Annotated in this window: 10 protein-coding genes; 3 read left to right on the forward strand and 7 right to left on the reverse strand. The window is 46.4% G+C overall.

Features of this window, described 5'->3' with window-relative positions; genetic code table 11:
* The first annotated feature begins 40 nt into the window (after positions 1-40).
* Together CPIN_RS09445 and CPIN_RS09450 are read left to right on the forward strand one after the other, a co-directional pair.
* Positions 41-631, forward strand: a complete 591-nt coding sequence (locus tag CPIN_RS09445) for a HupE/UreJ family protein (protein ID WP_044218217.1) — start codon at positions 41-43, stop codon at positions 629-631.
* A 43-nt stretch (positions 632-674) separates the two neighbouring features.
* On the forward strand, positions 675-3,002 hold the full coding sequence (locus CPIN_RS09450; protein WP_012789552.1) for a M1 family metallopeptidase: 2,328 nt from the start codon (positions 675-677) through the stop codon (positions 3,000-3,002).
* 91 nt (positions 3,003-3,093) lie between these two features.
* Here CPIN_RS09450 and CPIN_RS09455 read toward each other — a convergent pair whose 3' ends face one another.
* Both CPIN_RS09455 and CPIN_RS09460 read right to left on the reverse strand, forming a co-directional pair.
* Positions 3,094-3,285, reverse strand: coding sequence for a type II toxin-antitoxin system antitoxin (locus CPIN_RS09455; protein ID WP_012789553.1), 192 nt, complete (start codon positions 3,283-3,285; stop codon positions 3,094-3,096).
* A gap of 17 nt (positions 3,286-3,302) precedes the next feature.
* Positions 3,303-4,178, reverse strand: a complete 876-nt coding sequence (locus CPIN_RS09460; protein ID WP_012789554.1) for an SPFH domain-containing protein — start codon at positions 4,176-4,178, stop codon at positions 3,303-3,305.
* 125 nt (positions 4,179-4,303) lie between these two features.
* Between CPIN_RS09460 and CPIN_RS09465 the strand changes: the two genes are divergently transcribed.
* Complete coding sequence (locus CPIN_RS09465) at positions 4,304-5,113, forward strand: alpha/beta hydrolase (RefSeq protein WP_012789555.1); 810 nt, start codon at positions 4,304-4,306, stop codon at positions 5,111-5,113.
* Positions 5,114-5,358: 245 nt separating this feature from the next.
* Here the strand turns inward: CPIN_RS09465 and CPIN_RS09470 are convergent, their stop codons facing one another.
* From CPIN_RS09470 to CPIN_RS09490, 5 genes are all read right to left on the reverse strand, one after another.
* Entirely contained in the window at positions 5,359-7,266 is a 1,908-nt protein-coding gene (locus CPIN_RS09470) for a choice-of-anchor X domain-containing protein (protein WP_012789556.1), read from the reverse strand.
* 237 nt (positions 7,267-7,503) lie between these two features.
* Complete coding sequence (locus tag CPIN_RS09475) at positions 7,504-9,090, reverse strand: SusD/RagB family nutrient-binding outer membrane lipoprotein (RefSeq protein WP_012789557.1); 1,587 nt, start codon at positions 9,088-9,090, stop codon at positions 7,504-7,506.
* Positions 9,091-9,101: 11 nt separating this feature from the next.
* Complete coding sequence (locus tag CPIN_RS09480) at positions 9,102-12,221, reverse strand: SusC/RagA family TonB-linked outer membrane protein (RefSeq protein ID WP_187294749.1); 3,120 nt, start codon at positions 12,219-12,221, stop codon at positions 9,102-9,104.
* 330 nt (positions 12,222-12,551) lie between these two features.
* Positions 12,552-14,144 (reverse strand): SusD/RagB family nutrient-binding outer membrane lipoprotein, encoded by a 1,593-nt coding sequence (locus CPIN_RS09485; RefSeq protein WP_012789559.1) that lies wholly within the window; start codon positions 14,142-14,144, stop codon positions 12,552-12,554.
* Between the two features lie 13 nt (positions 14,145-14,157).
* Positions 14,158-17,622 carry a SusC/RagA family TonB-linked outer membrane protein gene (locus CPIN_RS09490; RefSeq protein ID WP_083781083.1) on the reverse strand — a complete coding sequence of 1,155 codons (3,465 nt, stop codon included), beginning with the start codon at positions 17,620-17,622 and terminating at the stop codon, positions 14,158-14,160.
* Between the last annotated feature and the right edge of the window lie 61 nt (positions 17,623-17,683).

Here is a 17,683-nt window from a genome sequence, read left to right on the forward strand (position 1 = left end):
GCTTTGTATAATTACTGAAACTAGCAACAAATATAGGGTAATGAATGAGTTTGTGATGTACTTTCAGATGGGGTGGCAGCATATTGTGGATTGGGAGGGCATAGATCATATTCTGTTTATTGCCGCCCTGTGTGCCATTTACCTGCTTGAAGACTGGCGAAAAGTGCTGGTGCTGGTTACTGCTTTTACGATAGGGCACTCTATTACCCTGGCATTGAGCGTGACGAATGTGGTACATATCAGTAGTAAACTGATAGAATTCCTGATACCTGTCACTATATTTATTACCGCATTTTCCAATATCATCAGGAAGCAGACTGTGCCGGTTAAGCTGCAGATCAACTACTTTTTTGCAGGCTTTTTCGGCTTAATCCATGGAATGGGTTTTTCAGGTTACCTTAAAAGTTTACTGGGAACACAGACAAATGTTGTTACACCCTTACTGGCATTTAATCTCGGATTGGAATTTGGTCAGATACTGATCGTTACAGGTGTATTGCTACTGGCAGGAATTATTGTCAATATTACCCGGGTAAAACGAAGAGACTGGAATATGTTTCTCTCTTCCGCTATTTTTGGGATTGCCTTTATGATGGCCGCTGAGCGGTTTAAAGAATTAATGGTTAAGTAAGCAGTATTCAACCAGCTGCGACCTTTGAAATATAGATTTGTTTATGAGAAAAAAATCCTTCAGACTGGCGCTTGCCCTGGGCTTTATGACGGCCGTGGCGCAGGCGCAGAATCCTGGCTCTAATCATGGTAACCGCTTTGAACAGCTGGGTACGATGATCGCAGATCCAAACATGTACCGTTCTGCTTCCGGCGCACCCGGACCAAAATACTGGCAGCAACGGGCTGACTACGACATTACTGCTACCCTGGATGATGAGCAGCAGAAGCTCACTGGTGCGGAAACCGTTACCTACTTTAACAATTCTCCCGATCCGCTGACCTATATCTGGTTACAGCTCGATGAGAATGAGCATGACCTGAAAAGCGACAACAACAGCTTTGATGGCAGTACCATGTCAGAAAGAATGAGCATGCGTACGGTAAACGGTTTACTCGGTAATCCAGGTAGCAAGGCTTTCGGTGTGAACATCGTAAAGGTAACTGACGAAAGTGGTAAGGCATTGCCTTATACCATCAATCAGACCATGATGCGTGTCGATCTGCCACAGACCCTGCAACCGGGCCAGAAGCTCCGTTTTAAGGTAGAGTGGTGGTACAATATCTCTGACCGTATGGTACAGGGTGGCCGCGGTGGTTATGAATACTTCCCGGAAGATAAAAACTACCTGTACACGATCACACAGTGGTATCCTCGTCTGGCAGTATATTCTGACTTCCAGGGATGGCAGAACAAGCAGTTCACCGGTCGTGGTGAATTTGCCCTGACCTTCGGAAACTTCCATGTGAGCATGAACGTACCGGCTGATCATATCGTAGGTGCTACCGGTGAATGCCAGAACTACAAAGAAGTACTGACCGGCGCACAATACCAGCGTTGGCAGCAGGCGCAGACTGCGAAACAACCTATCGAGGTAGTGACGCTGGATGAAGCGAATAAAGCACTGACAGGTCATGCGAATGCTCGTAAGACATGGGTATATGAGGCTGACAATGTACGTGACTTCGCCCTGGTATCTTCCCGCCGTCTGGTATGGGATGCAATGGCGACCAACGTGGAAGGCAAAAAAGTAATGGCGATGTCTTACTATGGGCCTGAAGCGTATCCACTGTACAACCGCTATTCTACTAAAGTAGTGGCGCATACTGTGAAGACTTATTCCAAACATACTATTCCGTACCCTTATCCTGTAGCGATCTCTGTAGAAGCTGCCAATGGTATGGAATATCCAATGATCTGCTTTAACTACGGTCGCGCAGAGAAAGACGGAACTTACTCTGAAGCTACCAAAAACGGTATGATCGGGGTGATTATCCACGAAGTTGGTCACAACTTCTTCCCGATGATCGTAAACTCTGACGAGCGTCAGTGGACATGGATGGACGAAGGTCTGAACACTTTCTGCCAGTTCCTGACAGAACAGGAGTGGGATAACAACTTCCCCTCCAACCGTGGTCCTGCTTACAAGATCACTGATTACATGAAGATGCCGAAAGATCAGCTGGAGCCTATCATGACTAACTCTGAAGATATCTCTCAGTTCGGTCCGAATGCATATGCTAAGCCAGCTACAGCGCTGAACATTCTGCGTGAGACAGTAATGGGCAGAGATCTGTTTGATTTCGCCTTCCGTGAGTATGCACGCCGATGGGCATTCAAACATCCGACACCTGCTGATTTCTTCCGTACAATGGAAGATGCATCTGCCGTTGACCTGGATTGGTTCTGGCGTGGATGGTTCTTCGGTACCGAACCAGTTGACATCTCTCTGGACAGCGTGAAATGGTATCGTCTTGACACCAAAGATCCACAGATCAGCAAAGCGGAAGCAAAAGCGAAGTATGACCGTGCTGCGGATCATATTTCCCGTGCACGTAACAAGGCTGCTGGTATGACTTTCGAAGTGGACAAGGATACAAGTCTGCAGGACTTCTATGTAAAATGGAACCGTTTCGAAGTAACCCCTGAAGATAAATCCGCTTACGATGCATTTACTGCCGGCCTGACACCTGAAGAAAAACGTTTGTATGAAAGCAAAAAGAATTTCTATGAACTGTCTTTTTCTAACGTAGGCGGACTGGTAATGCCGCTGATCATCGAATGGACATTTGCAGATGGTACAAAGGAAACAGACCGTATTTCTGCTTATATCTGGCGTAAAAATGAAAACAGTGTAACGAAAGTTTTCGCAAAGGATAAAGAAGTGGTAAGCGTTAAACTGGATCCATTGCGTGAGACAGCTGATATTGACGAGACTAACAATAGCTGGCCACGTGCAGCAGCTCCATCCCGCTTTGAGCTCTTCCGCCAGTCACAAGGCATACGTGGTGCATCCACAGGTGGCAACCCTATGCAGAAAGCGAGGAAATAGTAAATGAAGGATTTACCTCACTGTATAATAAAGAAGGCCTGATCTGTTACAGATCAGGCCTTCCTGTTTTAAATGATGTTGCGGCAGCTAGTTATGCCGGGTCATTCTTTTTGGGCGGCTTTTCAGGCCCTGTTTTAACCGTACGTCCTGCTTCTTTCAGTGCACGGTGTATGATCCACTCCAGCTGACCATTGATACTTCTGAACTCATCCGCAGCCCATTTCTCAATTGCTTCATATGTTTGGGTATCAATCCTTAATACAAATGTTTTCTTATCCGCCATACCCCTTATTTACCTGGTTATTGATGGAGGGTACCTGTATTTACAACAGGCGCTACTTTTGATTCGCCGCAAAGCACTACCAGCAGATTGGATACCATGGCAGCTTTACGCTCCTCGTCCAAAACTACGATTTCCTTTTGTGATAATCTGTCGAGTGCCAGTTCTACCATGCCTACAGCGCCTTCTACGATCTTAGTACGTGCAGCTACGATAGCTGTCGCCTGCTGACGTTGCAGCATTGCGCCGGCGATTTCAGGTGCATAAGCCAGGTGACTGATACGTGCTTCCAGTACTGTGATACCGGCAGGACTCAGGCGTTCGTTCAATTCTTTTTCCAGCATCTCATTTACCTTGTCGCCGCCATCACGCAGGGTGATATCCGTATCAACGTCGGTATCTTCCATTCTGTCATAAGAATAGCTTACCGCCAGGTGGCGTACAGCCGCTTCACTCTGCACATTCACATACTGCAGATAGTTATCCACCTCAAATGATGACTTATACGTATCGGTAACCCGCCATACAGTTACAGCGGCAATTTCGATGGGGTTCCCCATCTTATCATTCACTTTCAGCTGCTGACCATTATGGTTGTGCGCTCTCAGGGAAAGATGGGCTGTTTTGTAGAAGGGGTTTACCCACATTAAGCCGTTTTCTTTTACGGTACCGATATACTTACCAAAGAAGGTCAGTACGCGTGAGTGATTGGGGTTCACTATAATAATGCCTTTTACAGTGAAGACGAACGCGATAAAAAAGACGATTCCCAGCAATGTAAAAATGCCTGTACCTGTTTGCGTTCCTACCAGAAACAGGTAGACAGCTGCAAGGAAGGCAATAATGCCAAGAACGATGGCCAGATAGCCGGAGACGGGTTTAACGATCTTTTCCATAATAGTATAGTTTTGATATCGAAATGATATCAAAACTAATCAAAAGGAATCAATCCGCCAAAAGAGAGTTTTCCGGAATTTGCAGGCATCGCCTAAACGCATTATTTTAATGCAAAATTCACGATATGAAGTATGTATTAGGGGTTATGTTGTTATTGCTTGGCTTTACGGGCACAAAAGCGGCCCAGGTAGATACAATAGCGATCTATAGCAAGGCAATGCACAAAAGTCTGAAATGTGTGGTGGTCACACCTGATAGCTATAAAGACAAACAGGAGCATTATCCGGTTGTATATATCCTTCACGGGTACAGTGGTAATTATGCAGACTATGTCAAAAAGATCCCGGGTCTTGCCGCTGTTGCTGACACGTATCAGCTGATAATGGTCTTCCCGGACGGCGGCTTCAGTAGCTGGTACCTGGATAGTCCGCTGGATAGCGGTGTACGTTTTGAAACATATGTAGGTAAAGAGATTCCTTCCTTTATCGATCAGCATTATCGTACGAAAACTGACCGCCAGCACCGCGCCATTACAGGACTGAGTATGGGAGGGCATGGTGCATTGTACCTCGCTATCCGTCACCAGGAGACTTTTGGTGCGGCAGGTAGTATGAGCGGTGGGGTAGATTTTCGTCCTTTCCCTAATAACTGGGATATTGCAAAAAGGCTGGGGACTTTGAAAGATAATGCGGCTAACTGGGATAAAAACGTAGTAGTCAATCAGCTCCCTGATCTGAAGAATGATTCATTGTCACTGATCATCGATTGTGGTGTAAAAGACTTTTTTATAGATGTGAATCGTCAGCTGCATCAGCGTCTGCTGGAACAAGGTATATCACATGATTATATCGAAAGACAAGGAGAGCATAACTGGGAATACTGGAGCAATTCGATTATGTACCAGTTGTTATTTTTTCACCGGTATTTCAAATAAATATCCGGTTTTTTTAAAGGGCTGATAAACAAATATATGGCTGTCTGAGGATAGCTTATGTATAGTCAGACTATACTTATCTTACGTTAATGCTCCGTAAAAAAGGCGGCACTAAGGTAAGATGAGCATAGTCTGACTATATCAGGAAGAAGTGACAGCTACAAAATTAATGTCATTGCATGTTGACAGCTTTCAGTTGACTTTTTATCCTTCCTGCTGAGCAATGAACAATGCAAAATGAAATATCAGTGTGTGAAGTTCAGCGGCTTGAATGTCAGTACCCGGACAATACTCTCCAATCGTGATTTACCACAACCGGTTTTTACCAGCTGTTCGAGGTCTTCTGCTCTTCTGGCCAGGTCATTGAAGGTCCATTTGATCGGAGCACCGGTAGGTCTGCCGGCAGGATCAGTCACGCGAAACAAGCCGTCCAACTGTGCCGGATCTCCGGTCAGGAAGGCTGCCAGGGTTGGTTTGACCCCGAATGGCTGTGGTGCTATCTGCAGGAACGCAGCATGAAAGACACCAGCCGGATCATTGATCAGGTTACCCACGGCCGTATTGGCTTCTCCGCCGTGACAACCGCTACAGGTATTTAGAGAAAGGATGTGCCTTACCGTATCATTGGTAATACGGGAAGCGCCGGCAGCCGTTGCCGCATCCCAGAAATGACCAGGAGTCAGGGTATGTGCTTTACCACCCAGGAAATTGGTGCCTACTTCAATATCCTGTATCGCGTAAGTCTGGTCGAGAATAGAAGGCTCATTACCGTTGGCATATGTTGCAAGCAATAACTGGTTGGCAGCAGTAGCCCCTGCAATCCTGTTGAATTTCAGTTGAGGTTCCTGCTTAACTGTTACCTCGTCAAATACGCCCTTTTTACTGATAACAAACTCCCTCAGCTCCCAGGGATTACCTATCGCAAGTTCATTCGTTCTAAGCTGATTTAAGCTGCTTCCGTTCGGTTTGGATGGACTGGTGCCCGCTGTGGTGAACTGGTCTGTAATCGCCTGTAAAGCGTTATTATAGGCAGCCGAACCAGGCACCAGGTTCTTGAGGTTGTACCACTGCTGTGCAAAGTCTACTAATTCCTTACAATTGTTCTTCGGAATGCCATATTCCAGGATGGTGGTAAAACGAAGCGGATTACAGTTGGTATTCAATACGCCAAATACAAAACGGCCTTCCCCGGCATTACTTACGGTATAACCGCTGTTACCACGCAGGTCGAGACGGTTTACAATGGCCAGCAGGCGGAAAGGCGCCAGGCTAGGATCGATATTGAAGGTTTTCCAGTTGCTGAGCGTCACTGTGGCGCCGGGATTACTTTTCTGTACCCATGGGAGAATGACGGTATTGAACATATTGATACGGGCATTAACCGCATCGGCATTGATCGTCTGTGTGGTCAGCCATTTTTCCAGCCAGGACTGGATAAAGGCAGTCACGCTGATACCGGAGGATGGTGTATTGGCCATCTGGGTGATCAGGTGCCCGAATGTCCATACCCCTTTAGGATTGCCCTTTTTTGTACAAGGGTTGAATGTCCGGGTGGGATCTTCTATAACCCCCAGGTCCGTGATCATCAGGGAACGTTCTTTCAGTTCAGGATCAGGGATCAGTTTGAAAATATCGGGATCGAGTGTAGCGCCTCTGTCAAAATCGAGGCTTTTCACCGGACTTTCCCTGACGATATTGTCGATCAGGGTAGCGGATCTGCCGGACCATCTGAAGAGGTGTTCCCGTTTGTTCAGTTTTTCCAGATTGGCATGCTGGATAGCGGTCAGGTCTTCTTTGAACCGGTTAAGGTCTTCACTGATCGCAAGGGAGAAGATACCATCTTCCGCTTTTGCATCCCCGTCTACACCATCGTCGCGCAGACTCAGGGTTTCGTCGCCAACAAGAAAGGAAAGTGTGTTTTCTCTTACTGCTCCCCGGGGGAAAGTCGCTGTAAGCAGTACGTTGTTGCCATTTACAGGGTCCTTCAGGGCTTTCACCTGGATATTGCTGGCAATAGGAGGAGTGCGTTCATACTCCGGTAAAACTGCAGCAGCAGCAATATTCTTTGCGGGTGTTTTCTTTTTACTGTCTTCACATGCGTGAAGGAACATTGAGGCCAACAGGATACCTGCCGGTAATAATCGGTTTGACATGCATTGTCTTTTTTGGGGTGTAAAAAAATATAGTGTTACATGAATAAAACTGTTGTGGATATCCTCATCGGTAAGGCGTGTTGCAGGGGTTGTATATGACAGAATGCTCCTGTAAAGGTAAGGGGGGATACCTGTAGTTTCACCGCGGTAGCTGCCAAAAGAAAAGCCGGACCTCGATAAGTCCGGCTTGTTATTGCTGCTTTTTTTATAGCGGTATAGATGGCTATACGAGAATTGTTATTGCTTATCCCACCATACCGGGGTGGTCAAAGCATTTGTGCCTTGTCTTGTAATGGCTTCCTGGTAATTAGTAGGGTTAGAGGCTAACTCTGTAGAAGGATACAGCATTCTGCGTGGTATCTTTCCACCGGTGGCATTACCAACATAGTTGATCTGTGTCAGCTGCGGATAACCGCTTCTGCGCCAGTTGGACCATGATTCATACCAGTCGAGCAAACAAGCTGCCCAATATTGTGTATTGATCTGATTGTAACCGTCAGCGTCAACATATGGGTGCGCTGTCAGATAAGTTTGAATAGCTTCACTGCTGATAGTAGCGGTAGCACTGTATTGTGCCAGTTGCTCCATGGCTGCTTTTACACCATTGTTGTAATGGGTAGCTGCGCTGGCGCCAACATTCCAGCCTCTTTTGGCAGCTTCAGCCAGTAAGAGTTCTGTCTGAGCGTAAGTAACCAGGAAGGATGGACCGTTCAGTTTCAGTAATACATTTTTATTCAGCACTGAATATTTCTTCAGGTCACCCGGATAACCAGGCGCTTTAGTGATATCGGTAGGGCTGCTGGAACCATTGGTGTCATAACCGTTCGGCATACCCAGCTGGTCAGCCGGTACTTCACTGTTGCTGGCAGGTACTACCGCAATATATTGCAGACGTGGATCGCTGTTATTTTTCAGGAAATCCATGAATGTTTTGCTGATACTTGCTTCGCCCGGTGTATTGATCGCATTCCATTCTCCGGAGAGGATGTTGCTCACCCTGTTGACAGTTGTTCTGCCGCCGGTTGCATCGTGCAGGATGTAGGCATTCTCTGCGTTGGCAGAAATCAAACCGCCTGCATACGCTTTTTCTGCCCAGCTTTTTGCCAGTGCTTCGTCTCTTTTGGTAAGACGCATAGATAAACGGAGCATCAGGGAATAAGCCAGTTTCTTCCAGTTTGCTACAACCTGTGTGGCGTTCTGGGCCCCGCCTTTGTTGTAGATCAGGTCACCCTGACCTGGTATCTGTTTGGTTGCATCCAGCGCCTTAGCTGCTTCGTCCAGTTCTTTCAGCATGTCCAGGTAGATGTCCTGCTGTGCATCATATTTTGGATCGAAGATACGGTCGCTGTAACCTTTGCCTGCTTCGGAGTAAGGAATATCTCCGTAGATATCGGTCAGGCGATGGAAGATCAGCACTTTTGTAATACGCGCGATGTTGTACAGATTCGCCTGGAAAGGATTGTCTTTTGTTACCCTTACCACATCTGTGATATATTTCACCTGATCAGGATAAGCGCGTTCAAAGTATGCACTGGCCCATCCGTCATTCTGTATGTATTTGTCGCCGGCATACCAGGTAGCGTTAGACAGTTGCTGCATCATCATCGAACAATAGATGATGTTTACACGCCAGGTGTCATAACTATAGTCGCTGTTACCCGTGAATTCCAGCACAGCGCGGGAGAAGTTGTATTCAGGTACACCGCTTTCTTCGCCGGATTTGTTCTTGTCAGTATTGATATCTTCAAAGTCCTTCGTACAGGCCGTCGTCAGTAGTAAAGCTGGCAGACCGAGTACAAGTAATAATTTATGCAGAGATTTCATTATTCCAGATTTTAGAATTTAACATTCAGGTTCACACCGATAGAACGGGTAGTAGGCAGACCTGCATATTCCAGACCCTGTGCGTTGCTGTTGCTGTAGTTGGATTCAGGATCGATGTTAGGCGTTGATTTCTTGATGTAGAAAAGGTTACGTCCTACCAGAGAGATGCTGATACCATTCAGTTTTTCGTGCAGTGCTGCTCTGGAAAAGTCATATGTCAGTGCCAGTGAACGGAATTTGATGAAGTCTGATTTATATACCTGCAATGCAGAGATGCTGGACAGTCTTGAGTAGTAGTCGTCCGCCACAACAGTCGTTGTTTTTGCGTCGCCACTTTCAGTTACACCGGTTACTACAACACCGCCTTCACGTCCTGCCAGTGTCTCTTTGTGCAGACCATAGCTATAAGCGTTGGCATTGGTACCGGAATAGATTTTACCACCTGATTTGAAGTCGATCAGGAAGCTCAGGTGGAACTTGCCATAAGACAGTTCGTTGCTCCAGCCACCAGTGTAAGGCGCTACGCCTGAACCAGCTGCGATCAGTGCGTCTGTACGCTGAGGAACACCTGATGCATCTACGATCAATTCTCCTTTCGCGTTACGTTTGAAGTCATACACCATGATCTGTGAATATGGCAGTCCTACCACGTGGTTGATGAAACCATCTTCCGTGCGGGATTCACCACCTTCCACCAGCATAGATGCCTGACCTTCTGCCAGCTGTATTACTTTGTTTTTGTTGTGGGCAAAGTTGAACGTAGTCGTCCAGGAGAAGTTAGCTGTCTTCACAGGTGTACCACCGATCATCGCTTCAATACCTTTGTTTTCCAGTTTACCTACGTTCACCAGCGCGCTGGTGTAACCAGATCCGGAAGATACTGTAGCCGTTACGATGTCATTAGAAGCCTGTTTGTTGTACCAGCTGAAATCACCAAATAAACGATTGTCAAACAGTTTCAGTTCAGCGCCTACTTCTATTTCTTTTACTTTGAGTGGTTTCAGTTCTTTGTTAGGAATTTTGTTGTCGATGTCGCCCAGTGGTACGCCATTGACAGTATTTCCCAGTGTGCTGTAGTACAGCGCAGTTTTATATTCATCCGCATCACCACCTACCTGTGCATAACCTGCTCTGATCTTACCAAAGCTGAGCCAGTTGGTCTTAATGTTTTCAGAGAAAACATAGGAACCACTTACAGATGGATAGTTATAGGAATTATTTTTCTTAGGCAGTGTACTACTCCAGTCGTTACGGTCAGTAACCGTCAGATATAAAGTGCTGGCCCAGGACAATTCCAATGATCCGTATACGGACTGTACCTGTTTATTGTATTGTATGATGGTACTGTTCTTCGTAGCAGCAGTAGCCGGGTTGTAAACAAATGGGAAAGCAAAATTGGAGGCAGTAACATCATTTACCTTGTCCACCTTCTTTAACAGGTTGGCGCCGGCAGTGAAGCTCAGGTTTAACTTGTTGGTGATTTCTTTGTTGATACCCAGTAACGCGTCCACGTTGGTTTCATTGAACTGGCGGTTACGCTCCAGGTCCAGGCTTCCCGCAGGGCGGTAAGCAGTACCGGTAGGAGTGATGGAAGTAGCATTGAAACCAAAGTAGTCATTCGCTACGCGAGCCTGTACAAATAACCATGGTAAAGGCGTATAACGTAAACTGGTTACGCCGATAACACGGTCTTTCTTTGTATTGTTCCTGAAGCGGTTTGCTGCAAAGAAAGGATTCGTACTGAAAAGGTCGCTGCTATATACCAGTTCTTTAAACTGTCCGTCATAACCTGGTTCCAGGTAACTGGCAGCTACGTTGGCCGGCAGGAATGCGATACCATAGTTACCGTTACCAGGAGCATCACTCAGGTTAGAACGGTTATTGGTAATTTCTTTCGCGTAAATAACATTGGTCTGTCCGCTGAATTTGTCAGATAACTTATAGTTGACATCAATGTTTACGTTATCGCGGATATACTCTGTATTTGGGTAAACGCCCTTGCTGCGCAGGTCGCCCAATGCCACACGGTAAGTGGTTTTATCACTACCGCCTGAGATGGATAACGTGTTGCTGTAAGTAGCGCCTGTTTTATAGAAGTCTTTAATATGGTTACCCTGTTTGGAGTAAGGATGTGCTTTACCATCAAATAATGTAGTGGAAGAACCATCCAGTTTGCTACCCCAGCTAGACAAGCCACTGTTCAGTGCTGACTGCTGATCGGTAGGTTTTGCGCCTTTGATACCCTGACCATATACGTCCTGGAAATCGAAGAAGTCATTTACTTTTTCAACGGTTACGTTGCTGTTCAGTTCAACGCGCATCTGACCTGCTTTACCTGATTTGGTAGTGATCAGGATAACGCCGTTTACACCACGCTGACCGTATAATGCAGATGCTGCTGCTCCTTTCAGGATGGTCATATCTTCGATATCATCCGGGTTAATGCTGGAGATACCATCACCAAGGTCAGTACCACCCCATTTACCAGCAGAACCGAGGTTCGCGTTGTTCATAGGAACACCGTTCACTACGTACAGCGGCTGGTTGTTACCACTCAGGGAAGAGTTACCTCTGATTGTTACGCGGGAAGAACCACCCGGACCTGTAGCAGGAGGAGCACTGTTCACACCGGCTACGCGGCCTACCAGTGCATTGGCTACGCTGATCTCTCTTGCTTTGGTCATATCAGCGCCCTGTACTTTTGATACGGCGTAACCATTGCTACGCGCTTCTTTACGTATACCCAATGCTGTTACTACAACTTCATTAATGTTAGCAACATCTTCGAGCAGGGTTACATCAATAGAACTTTGTTCGCCGACCGGTACTTCCTGTGTGAGATAGCCGATGAATCTGAATACGAGAATGTCAGTAGGGGATTTAACAGAGATAACAAATTTTCCGTCTGGTCCGGTAGCAGTTCCTGCTGCGCCGTTTTTTACCAGAACGTTGACACCTGGGATGGGATTGCCGTTTTTGTCCCTAACGACACCCCTTACCTGCTTCTGCTGCCTCATGCTGGAGAGGGGCATAGGAGCTGCGTATGAGGTCTGTATGCCTTCCGTAAGCATCAGACCGAGCATTACTCCTGCAGTAACGCATGCTTTGTTAAAGCGTAGTTTACTTCTCATAGATACTCCTTTTGGTTGAAATGTTTGAACCCTTTTTTGACATAGTATGGGCGTCTGGATGCGGGGATGCATCCATGCATTCTTTTTTCCAGAAGCCATCTATACTATTTCTGTGATACGTGTTTCCTTTGGTTGATGAACGGCATAACAATGCATACCCGTGTGGTATCCACACATGTGAATGTTGCGATTCGTCTTAGTTGATATTAATAATTACATGTTCATTACGTGATACGCGGCCTTGTCCCTTTGTGTCTCAACAAGTAATACCGTGCGCATAAAAAGGTGTCGTGCGGAAATTAAAATGGTACCATGCGAAGTGAAAAAAAATTATTCTTTGTCCCACCATAATCTTGTGCCGCCGTTGTCTCCTCCTTTAAGCTTGCTGACAGCGCGTTTTACGCCCGCAGGATTAGTAGCGTACTCAAATTGTATGAAAGGAATGCGGCGGATAAACAGGGTAGAGGAGATCTTACCGCCGCTGTTATTGACTACGACCGGGAAAAGTTTTGGATAACCGGTACGCCGGAATTCAGACCAGGCTTCCTGTCCGTCGGGGAATACAGCAATCCACTTCTGTGTAATAATACGTTCCAGCTTTTCATGTACAGCTGCATTGTGTACCCATTTGATCGTACGTTTACTCAGATAAGAACTGCCTGCCGGAATATTATTCAGGTTATTATGAGGGTCGCTATAAGCTTTAGCGGTGAGGGTATCATCATTGATATATCGTTCATAGCGGCTAACAGGAATATTATATTGTTTGAAGGAAGCATAGATCCCTTTTTCATAATTGTCTTTTGCATCACCAGCGCCTTTCCATGAATAGAGGGCTGCTTCCGCCAGCAGGAACCAGGCTTCTGCAGCTGTGCAGAGTTGTATACGCGAAGGTTGCCACGCCAGTTTGGAAAATCCTGCATAGATATCTTTACTGGTGATGGTAATGCCGTTACGTATCCCCTGGTAAATAGAATCTTTCGTATCTGAAGGCACAAAGTAATAAGGCAATCTTGGGTCATGATAGCCACATAAGAGCGATTCCATAGGCGCGCCCATCCTGATATCATTCCACGAGTTACAGATGACGTTCAGCGGATGTGTAACAGGTGCTATATTGATGTTGAAATTTTCATCCGGCGTACTTAGCAGTCCATATGTCTGGTTGATGGCGGCCTCACCTTCCTTTCTGGCTCTTGAAGGATCTGCATTAGAAATGCGGAGCGCGAGCCGCAGGCGTAAGGTGTTCGCCAGTTTTATCCATTTGACATAATCACCATTGTAGGAAAGATCAAATTTTTTAAACCGGTTGTCAGTGGCAGAAGGTACATATAATGTCAGCGCGGTGACTGCTGAATCCAGGTCTTTAAAGAAAGCATCATATGCCTGCTCCTGCGAATCGTAGTCAATACTTCTGTCTTCGTTGATAATGGCATAATGCGTATATATGATAGGCCCGTAGATATCGCTGAGTCTGTGCATGGCTAATACCCGGATGATCTGGGCCCAGGCATAAAAGTCGGGATATTTGCCCCTGCATTTATCCATTACAAAACGGCAATTGGGCATTACATTACCATATGCGGTCAGCCAGGCATCATCATTCCAGTTATCCAGCAGGTCGTAGGTAATATTATTGCGATTGTCCTGGAAGGGACTGGGCGTCATCATATATCCGGAGAAAATATCTCCCATCAGGTTCTGCTGTAATTGTAAAACGGATACATCGTTGCTGACATAGATATTCAACATGGATTGTACCAGTGGGTCGCCAATCAGTTTAAAGTCACCCTGCAGTTCGTCATCATAAACGTCATAGGGGTTGGTATTGATACTTTCAAAGTTGCGTGTACAGGCAACCTGCAATATCAACATTAGTAGCAGCATAATGATTGCTCCAATGACAGATCTTCCTTTATTCATTCATAAGCTCTTTTTAAAGAACCAGTTTAATGTTGGCGCCCATGCTTCTCAGTGCCGATACACCAAATGCGTCTATTCCCTGTAATCCATTGCCGCTGCTCATGGACACTTCGGGATCAAATGGTGCGTGGATACTGAAGAAGCAAAGGTTTCTGCCGATCAAACCGACCTGTAGTCTGTTGATCCATTTGCTCTTTAACGGTAATTTACAGGTCAGTGATATCTCCCTTAGCCTGATATTTGTGGCATCGTACATATACATTTCTCCGATGCCTGCTCTTCCTCCGATCGTAGCGTAATATTTGCGTTCGTCATATTGGGTCGTAAGCGGGGTGCCGTTTTCATATACTGCGTTGATAGTCACTCCTCCTGCATCACGGGCTTTTGCACTGGCTTCACTGACGCCATAAGCATCCAATACAGAATTGGTAACGCTCATGACTTTGCCGCCGAAACGGCCATCTATCAGAAAACTAAGTGCAAAACTCTTGTAGCTGAGGGAGTTATTCCATCCGAGCATAAACCGGGGATTAGGGTTGCCTACTTTTTTCAGTACGTTGCGTGTTTCAAGATTTCCTCTGCTGTCGATTACAAACTGTCCTTTCTCGTTTTTATAAAGCTCTTTATTAGTATAGATATCTCCCCAGGAACCGCCTTCCTTAATGAAGGATCCGTACATGTTCGTAACGAAGTCCGTCAATATGTAATAGTTGTCTGGTCCGGCGCCAGGGATACTGCTGTTGCTAAGCTTTACCACCTTGTTATTATTGATGGTAAGATTGAAAGTACTGCTCCACTTCAGGTCTTTATGCTGTATCGGCACCAGATTGACTGCCGCTTCCCATCCCTGGTTCTGGATATTACCCAGGTTCAGGTAATAGAAAAGATAGCCTGAACCGGATGGTGCACGTACCTCCATGTACTGCTGGTAGTTGTTGTTTTTATACCAGGTGAGGTCTATGCCGATACGGTCTTGTAAGAAACGTATTTCTCCTCCGGCTTCCAGTGAACGGTTGTCTTCCGGTTTCAGATAAATACCTGGATAAGGTGCGCGCGTATTGAAGTTGACACGTGTGACACCACCGGTCGTCTGTAACAGAAAGCGGGCCGGACGGGATGCATAAGGAGCGATGTCGTTACCGGCTTTCGCATAAGATATTCTCGCTTTAGCGAAGCTGACGGCAGACGGTAAGGTAAACCACTCACTCAATACAGAACTCACACCTGCGGAATAATAGAAATAGCCTTTGTTTTTGATAGGCGTAAAGGCAAAGGTGCTTGACCAGTCATTACGACCTGTCAGGTCCAGGAAAATGCGTTGCTTCCAATTCAGTTGTGCACTGCCAAACAGCGCCTGTAATTGCTTTTTATCTATACTCTGTTGCGCATCCAGGGCGCTGGGAGAGATATTTTGTACAGAAAAGATATTGGGAATAACCAGGCCTTCAGCAGCAGTCGGATTGGTACTAACCAGTGAGCGGTCATGTGCTTTCACATCTGTGATGCTGACACCCAGCATGGTTTGCAGTTTCAGGCTGGGGGATAACTGACGGCTGGCGGTCAGCATCATATCTCCATAGACTTGTGTGTTATGTTCAGCCTCGCGGGTGTAGCGGCCATTCGGTGGACTTAACACCTGTTGAGTGCCTGCGTGTGCTGACATCTCATAGAGATCATAACTTCTGTCCACATTTCCCCTGATCTGTAAGGATAGCCATTCCCTCAGTTTATATTTCAGAGACAACGAAAACATAGCACGGTTCCTGCTTTCATGACGTCGTGCGTTGTATTGTATCCAGTATGGATTCTGCTGATCATCCAGTCCGGACCAGTTCAGGTCACTATGGATATTCCACCAGTTTTGTAATGGCAGATTGCGTTGTGTATCGAAGTACTGGTATTGTTTGTAGTTGTTGAAGTCCAGTCCTCTGGGCAGGTTGTACAAACCTGTGAGAGGATTGTAGTAAAGTCCGGAGGAAGGTCTGTTCTGGACATCCTGTATCAGGTAAGAGAAGTTGGCGTCTACCTGTAGTTTCTTTTTGAGCAGATTGGCGGTAATACGTGTATTGAAAGTATGCCTTTGCAGATTATTAGCGGGTAATATGCCCTTGTTCATCGTATTGGCATATGACAGATAATATTGTGTATTGGCGGCTCCGCCACTGTAGGAAAGCCCATTGGTAGAGGTCAGACCAGTACGGAAGAAGTCCTGCACATGATTACGCGCGGTTGTCTTACTGCCCCAGCTGTCGGATGAACCAGGTTGCAGGTTGTCTTTGTCGTCTTTATAAGGACGGATCGTTTGTCCGTAGCGGAATTGCAGATCCGGTAGCAGCAAAGGTTTATCAATCATCAGATCAGATGATACATTGACACGTGCTTTACCTGCCAGTCCTTTTTTGGTAGTGATCATGATTACGCCGTTGGCGGCCTGACTACCATACAAGGCAGCAGCCGAAGCGCTTTTCAGTACGCTGATACTCTCAATATCGTCCGGATTGATATTAGAGATACCATCTCCGCCGTCCCGACCGCTGGAACCTACAATACCAGATGATTGTCCCCATATATCCGTCGGCTGTGAAGGCGTAAAATTGGCCATAGGCACACCATCGATAATATAAAGGGGCTGGTTTTCGCGGGTAGATTTATTGCCTCTTAAAATCACCCGGGCAGAACCGCCGATACCAGATGCACTTCTGTTGATCATGACGCCGGCAATTTTACCCGACAGGCTGTTAATCACATTGGCATCTTTGACAGTGGAGATATCTTCATTAAGCAGCTGACCGGTGGAGTAGGGGAGCTCTTTGTTGCTTTTGGGAATACCCAGCGCTGTCACTACCTGCTCATTGAGCCCCTGCACACTTTCTGAGAGGGTAACATCGATCAGCAGACGCTCGCTGATACTGATCTCTTTATTAATAAATCCTACGGATCGGAATACCAGTACATCGGCGGGGGCGGCTTTAATACTGTAGTAGCCCTCGTCGTCAGTATGTACGCCTTTATGAGAATCTTTTACAAGGATAGTAGCCCCGGGAATGGGTCGGCCGCGACTGTCTTCTACCCGGCCGGATATCTGCAGCTGTTCATTTCCGTCGGCAGTTTCTGTATTGGCGCCGGTTGTTTCCGGCATACCGGCCCATACGATGATCTTATCCCCTTTTACAAGGAATGATAAGCCGGTACGAACAGATAATTTATCGAGTACTTCCTGGACGGGAAGGTCTTTACAATGGAGGGATATTTTCTTCCGTAGATCGATGGCTGTTTTATCGTAATGGAAATTGAGTCTGCTTTGTGCGGATACTTCCGCCATGACGGCTGCGAGGGTTTTGTCAGTGGCGGCAATAGTGACACATTGCGGGCAGGAGGCAGATTGTTGGGCACGCAGGGGACTGACTTCCGTCAATGAGGTCATTAACAGGAAGCTGGCAATAATACATACTCTACAGAAGTATGATTCTCCCATCATATAGCCCCATTTACGTTTAAATACAAAGCAGCTTCGGTAGTGAAAAGTTCTGCGCCCGCTG

Origin of the sequence: Chitinophaga pinensis DSM 2588 (assembly GCF_000024005.1) — a bacterium.
GTDB classification, from domain to species: domain Bacteria; phylum Bacteroidota; class Bacteroidia; order Chitinophagales; family Chitinophagaceae; genus Chitinophaga; species Chitinophaga pinensis.

Excerpts from the sequence above, each read along its gene's own strand:
- CPIN_RS09445 (WP_044218217.1), top strand. The coding sequence starts at position 41 with ATGAATGAGTTTGTGATGTACTTTCAGATGGGGTGGCAGCATATTGTG.
- CPIN_RS09460 (WP_012789554.1), bottom strand. The coding sequence starts at position 4,178 with ATGGAAAAGATCGTTAAACCCGTCTCCGGCTATCTGGCCATCGTTCTT.
- CPIN_RS09490 (WP_083781083.1), bottom strand. The coding sequence starts at position 17,622 with ATGATGGGAGAATCATACTTCTGTAGAGTATGTATTATTGCCAGCTTC.
- CPIN_RS09455 (WP_012789553.1), bottom strand. The coding sequence starts at position 3,285 with ATGGCGGATAAGAAAACATTTGTATTAAGGATTGATACCCAAACATAT.
- CPIN_RS09480 (WP_187294749.1), bottom strand. The coding sequence starts at position 12,221 with ATGAGAAGTAAACTACGCTTTAACAAAGCATGCGTTACTGCAGGAGTA.
- CPIN_RS09470 (WP_012789556.1), bottom strand. The coding sequence starts at position 7,266 with ATGTCAAACCGATTATTACCGGCAGGTATCCTGTTGGCCTCAATGTTC.
- CPIN_RS09450 (WP_012789552.1), top strand. The coding sequence starts at position 675 with ATGAGAAAAAAATCCTTCAGACTGGCGCTTGCCCTGGGCTTTATGACG.
- CPIN_RS09485 (WP_012789559.1), bottom strand. The coding sequence starts at position 14,144 with ATGAATAAAGGAAGATCTGTCATTGGAGCAATCATTATGCTGCTACTA.
- CPIN_RS09465 (WP_012789555.1), top strand. The coding sequence starts at position 4,304 with ATGAAGTATGTATTAGGGGTTATGTTGTTATTGCTTGGCTTTACGGGC.
- CPIN_RS09475 (WP_012789557.1), bottom strand. The coding sequence starts at position 9,090 with ATGAAATCTCTGCATAAATTATTACTTGTACTCGGTCTGCCAGCTTTA.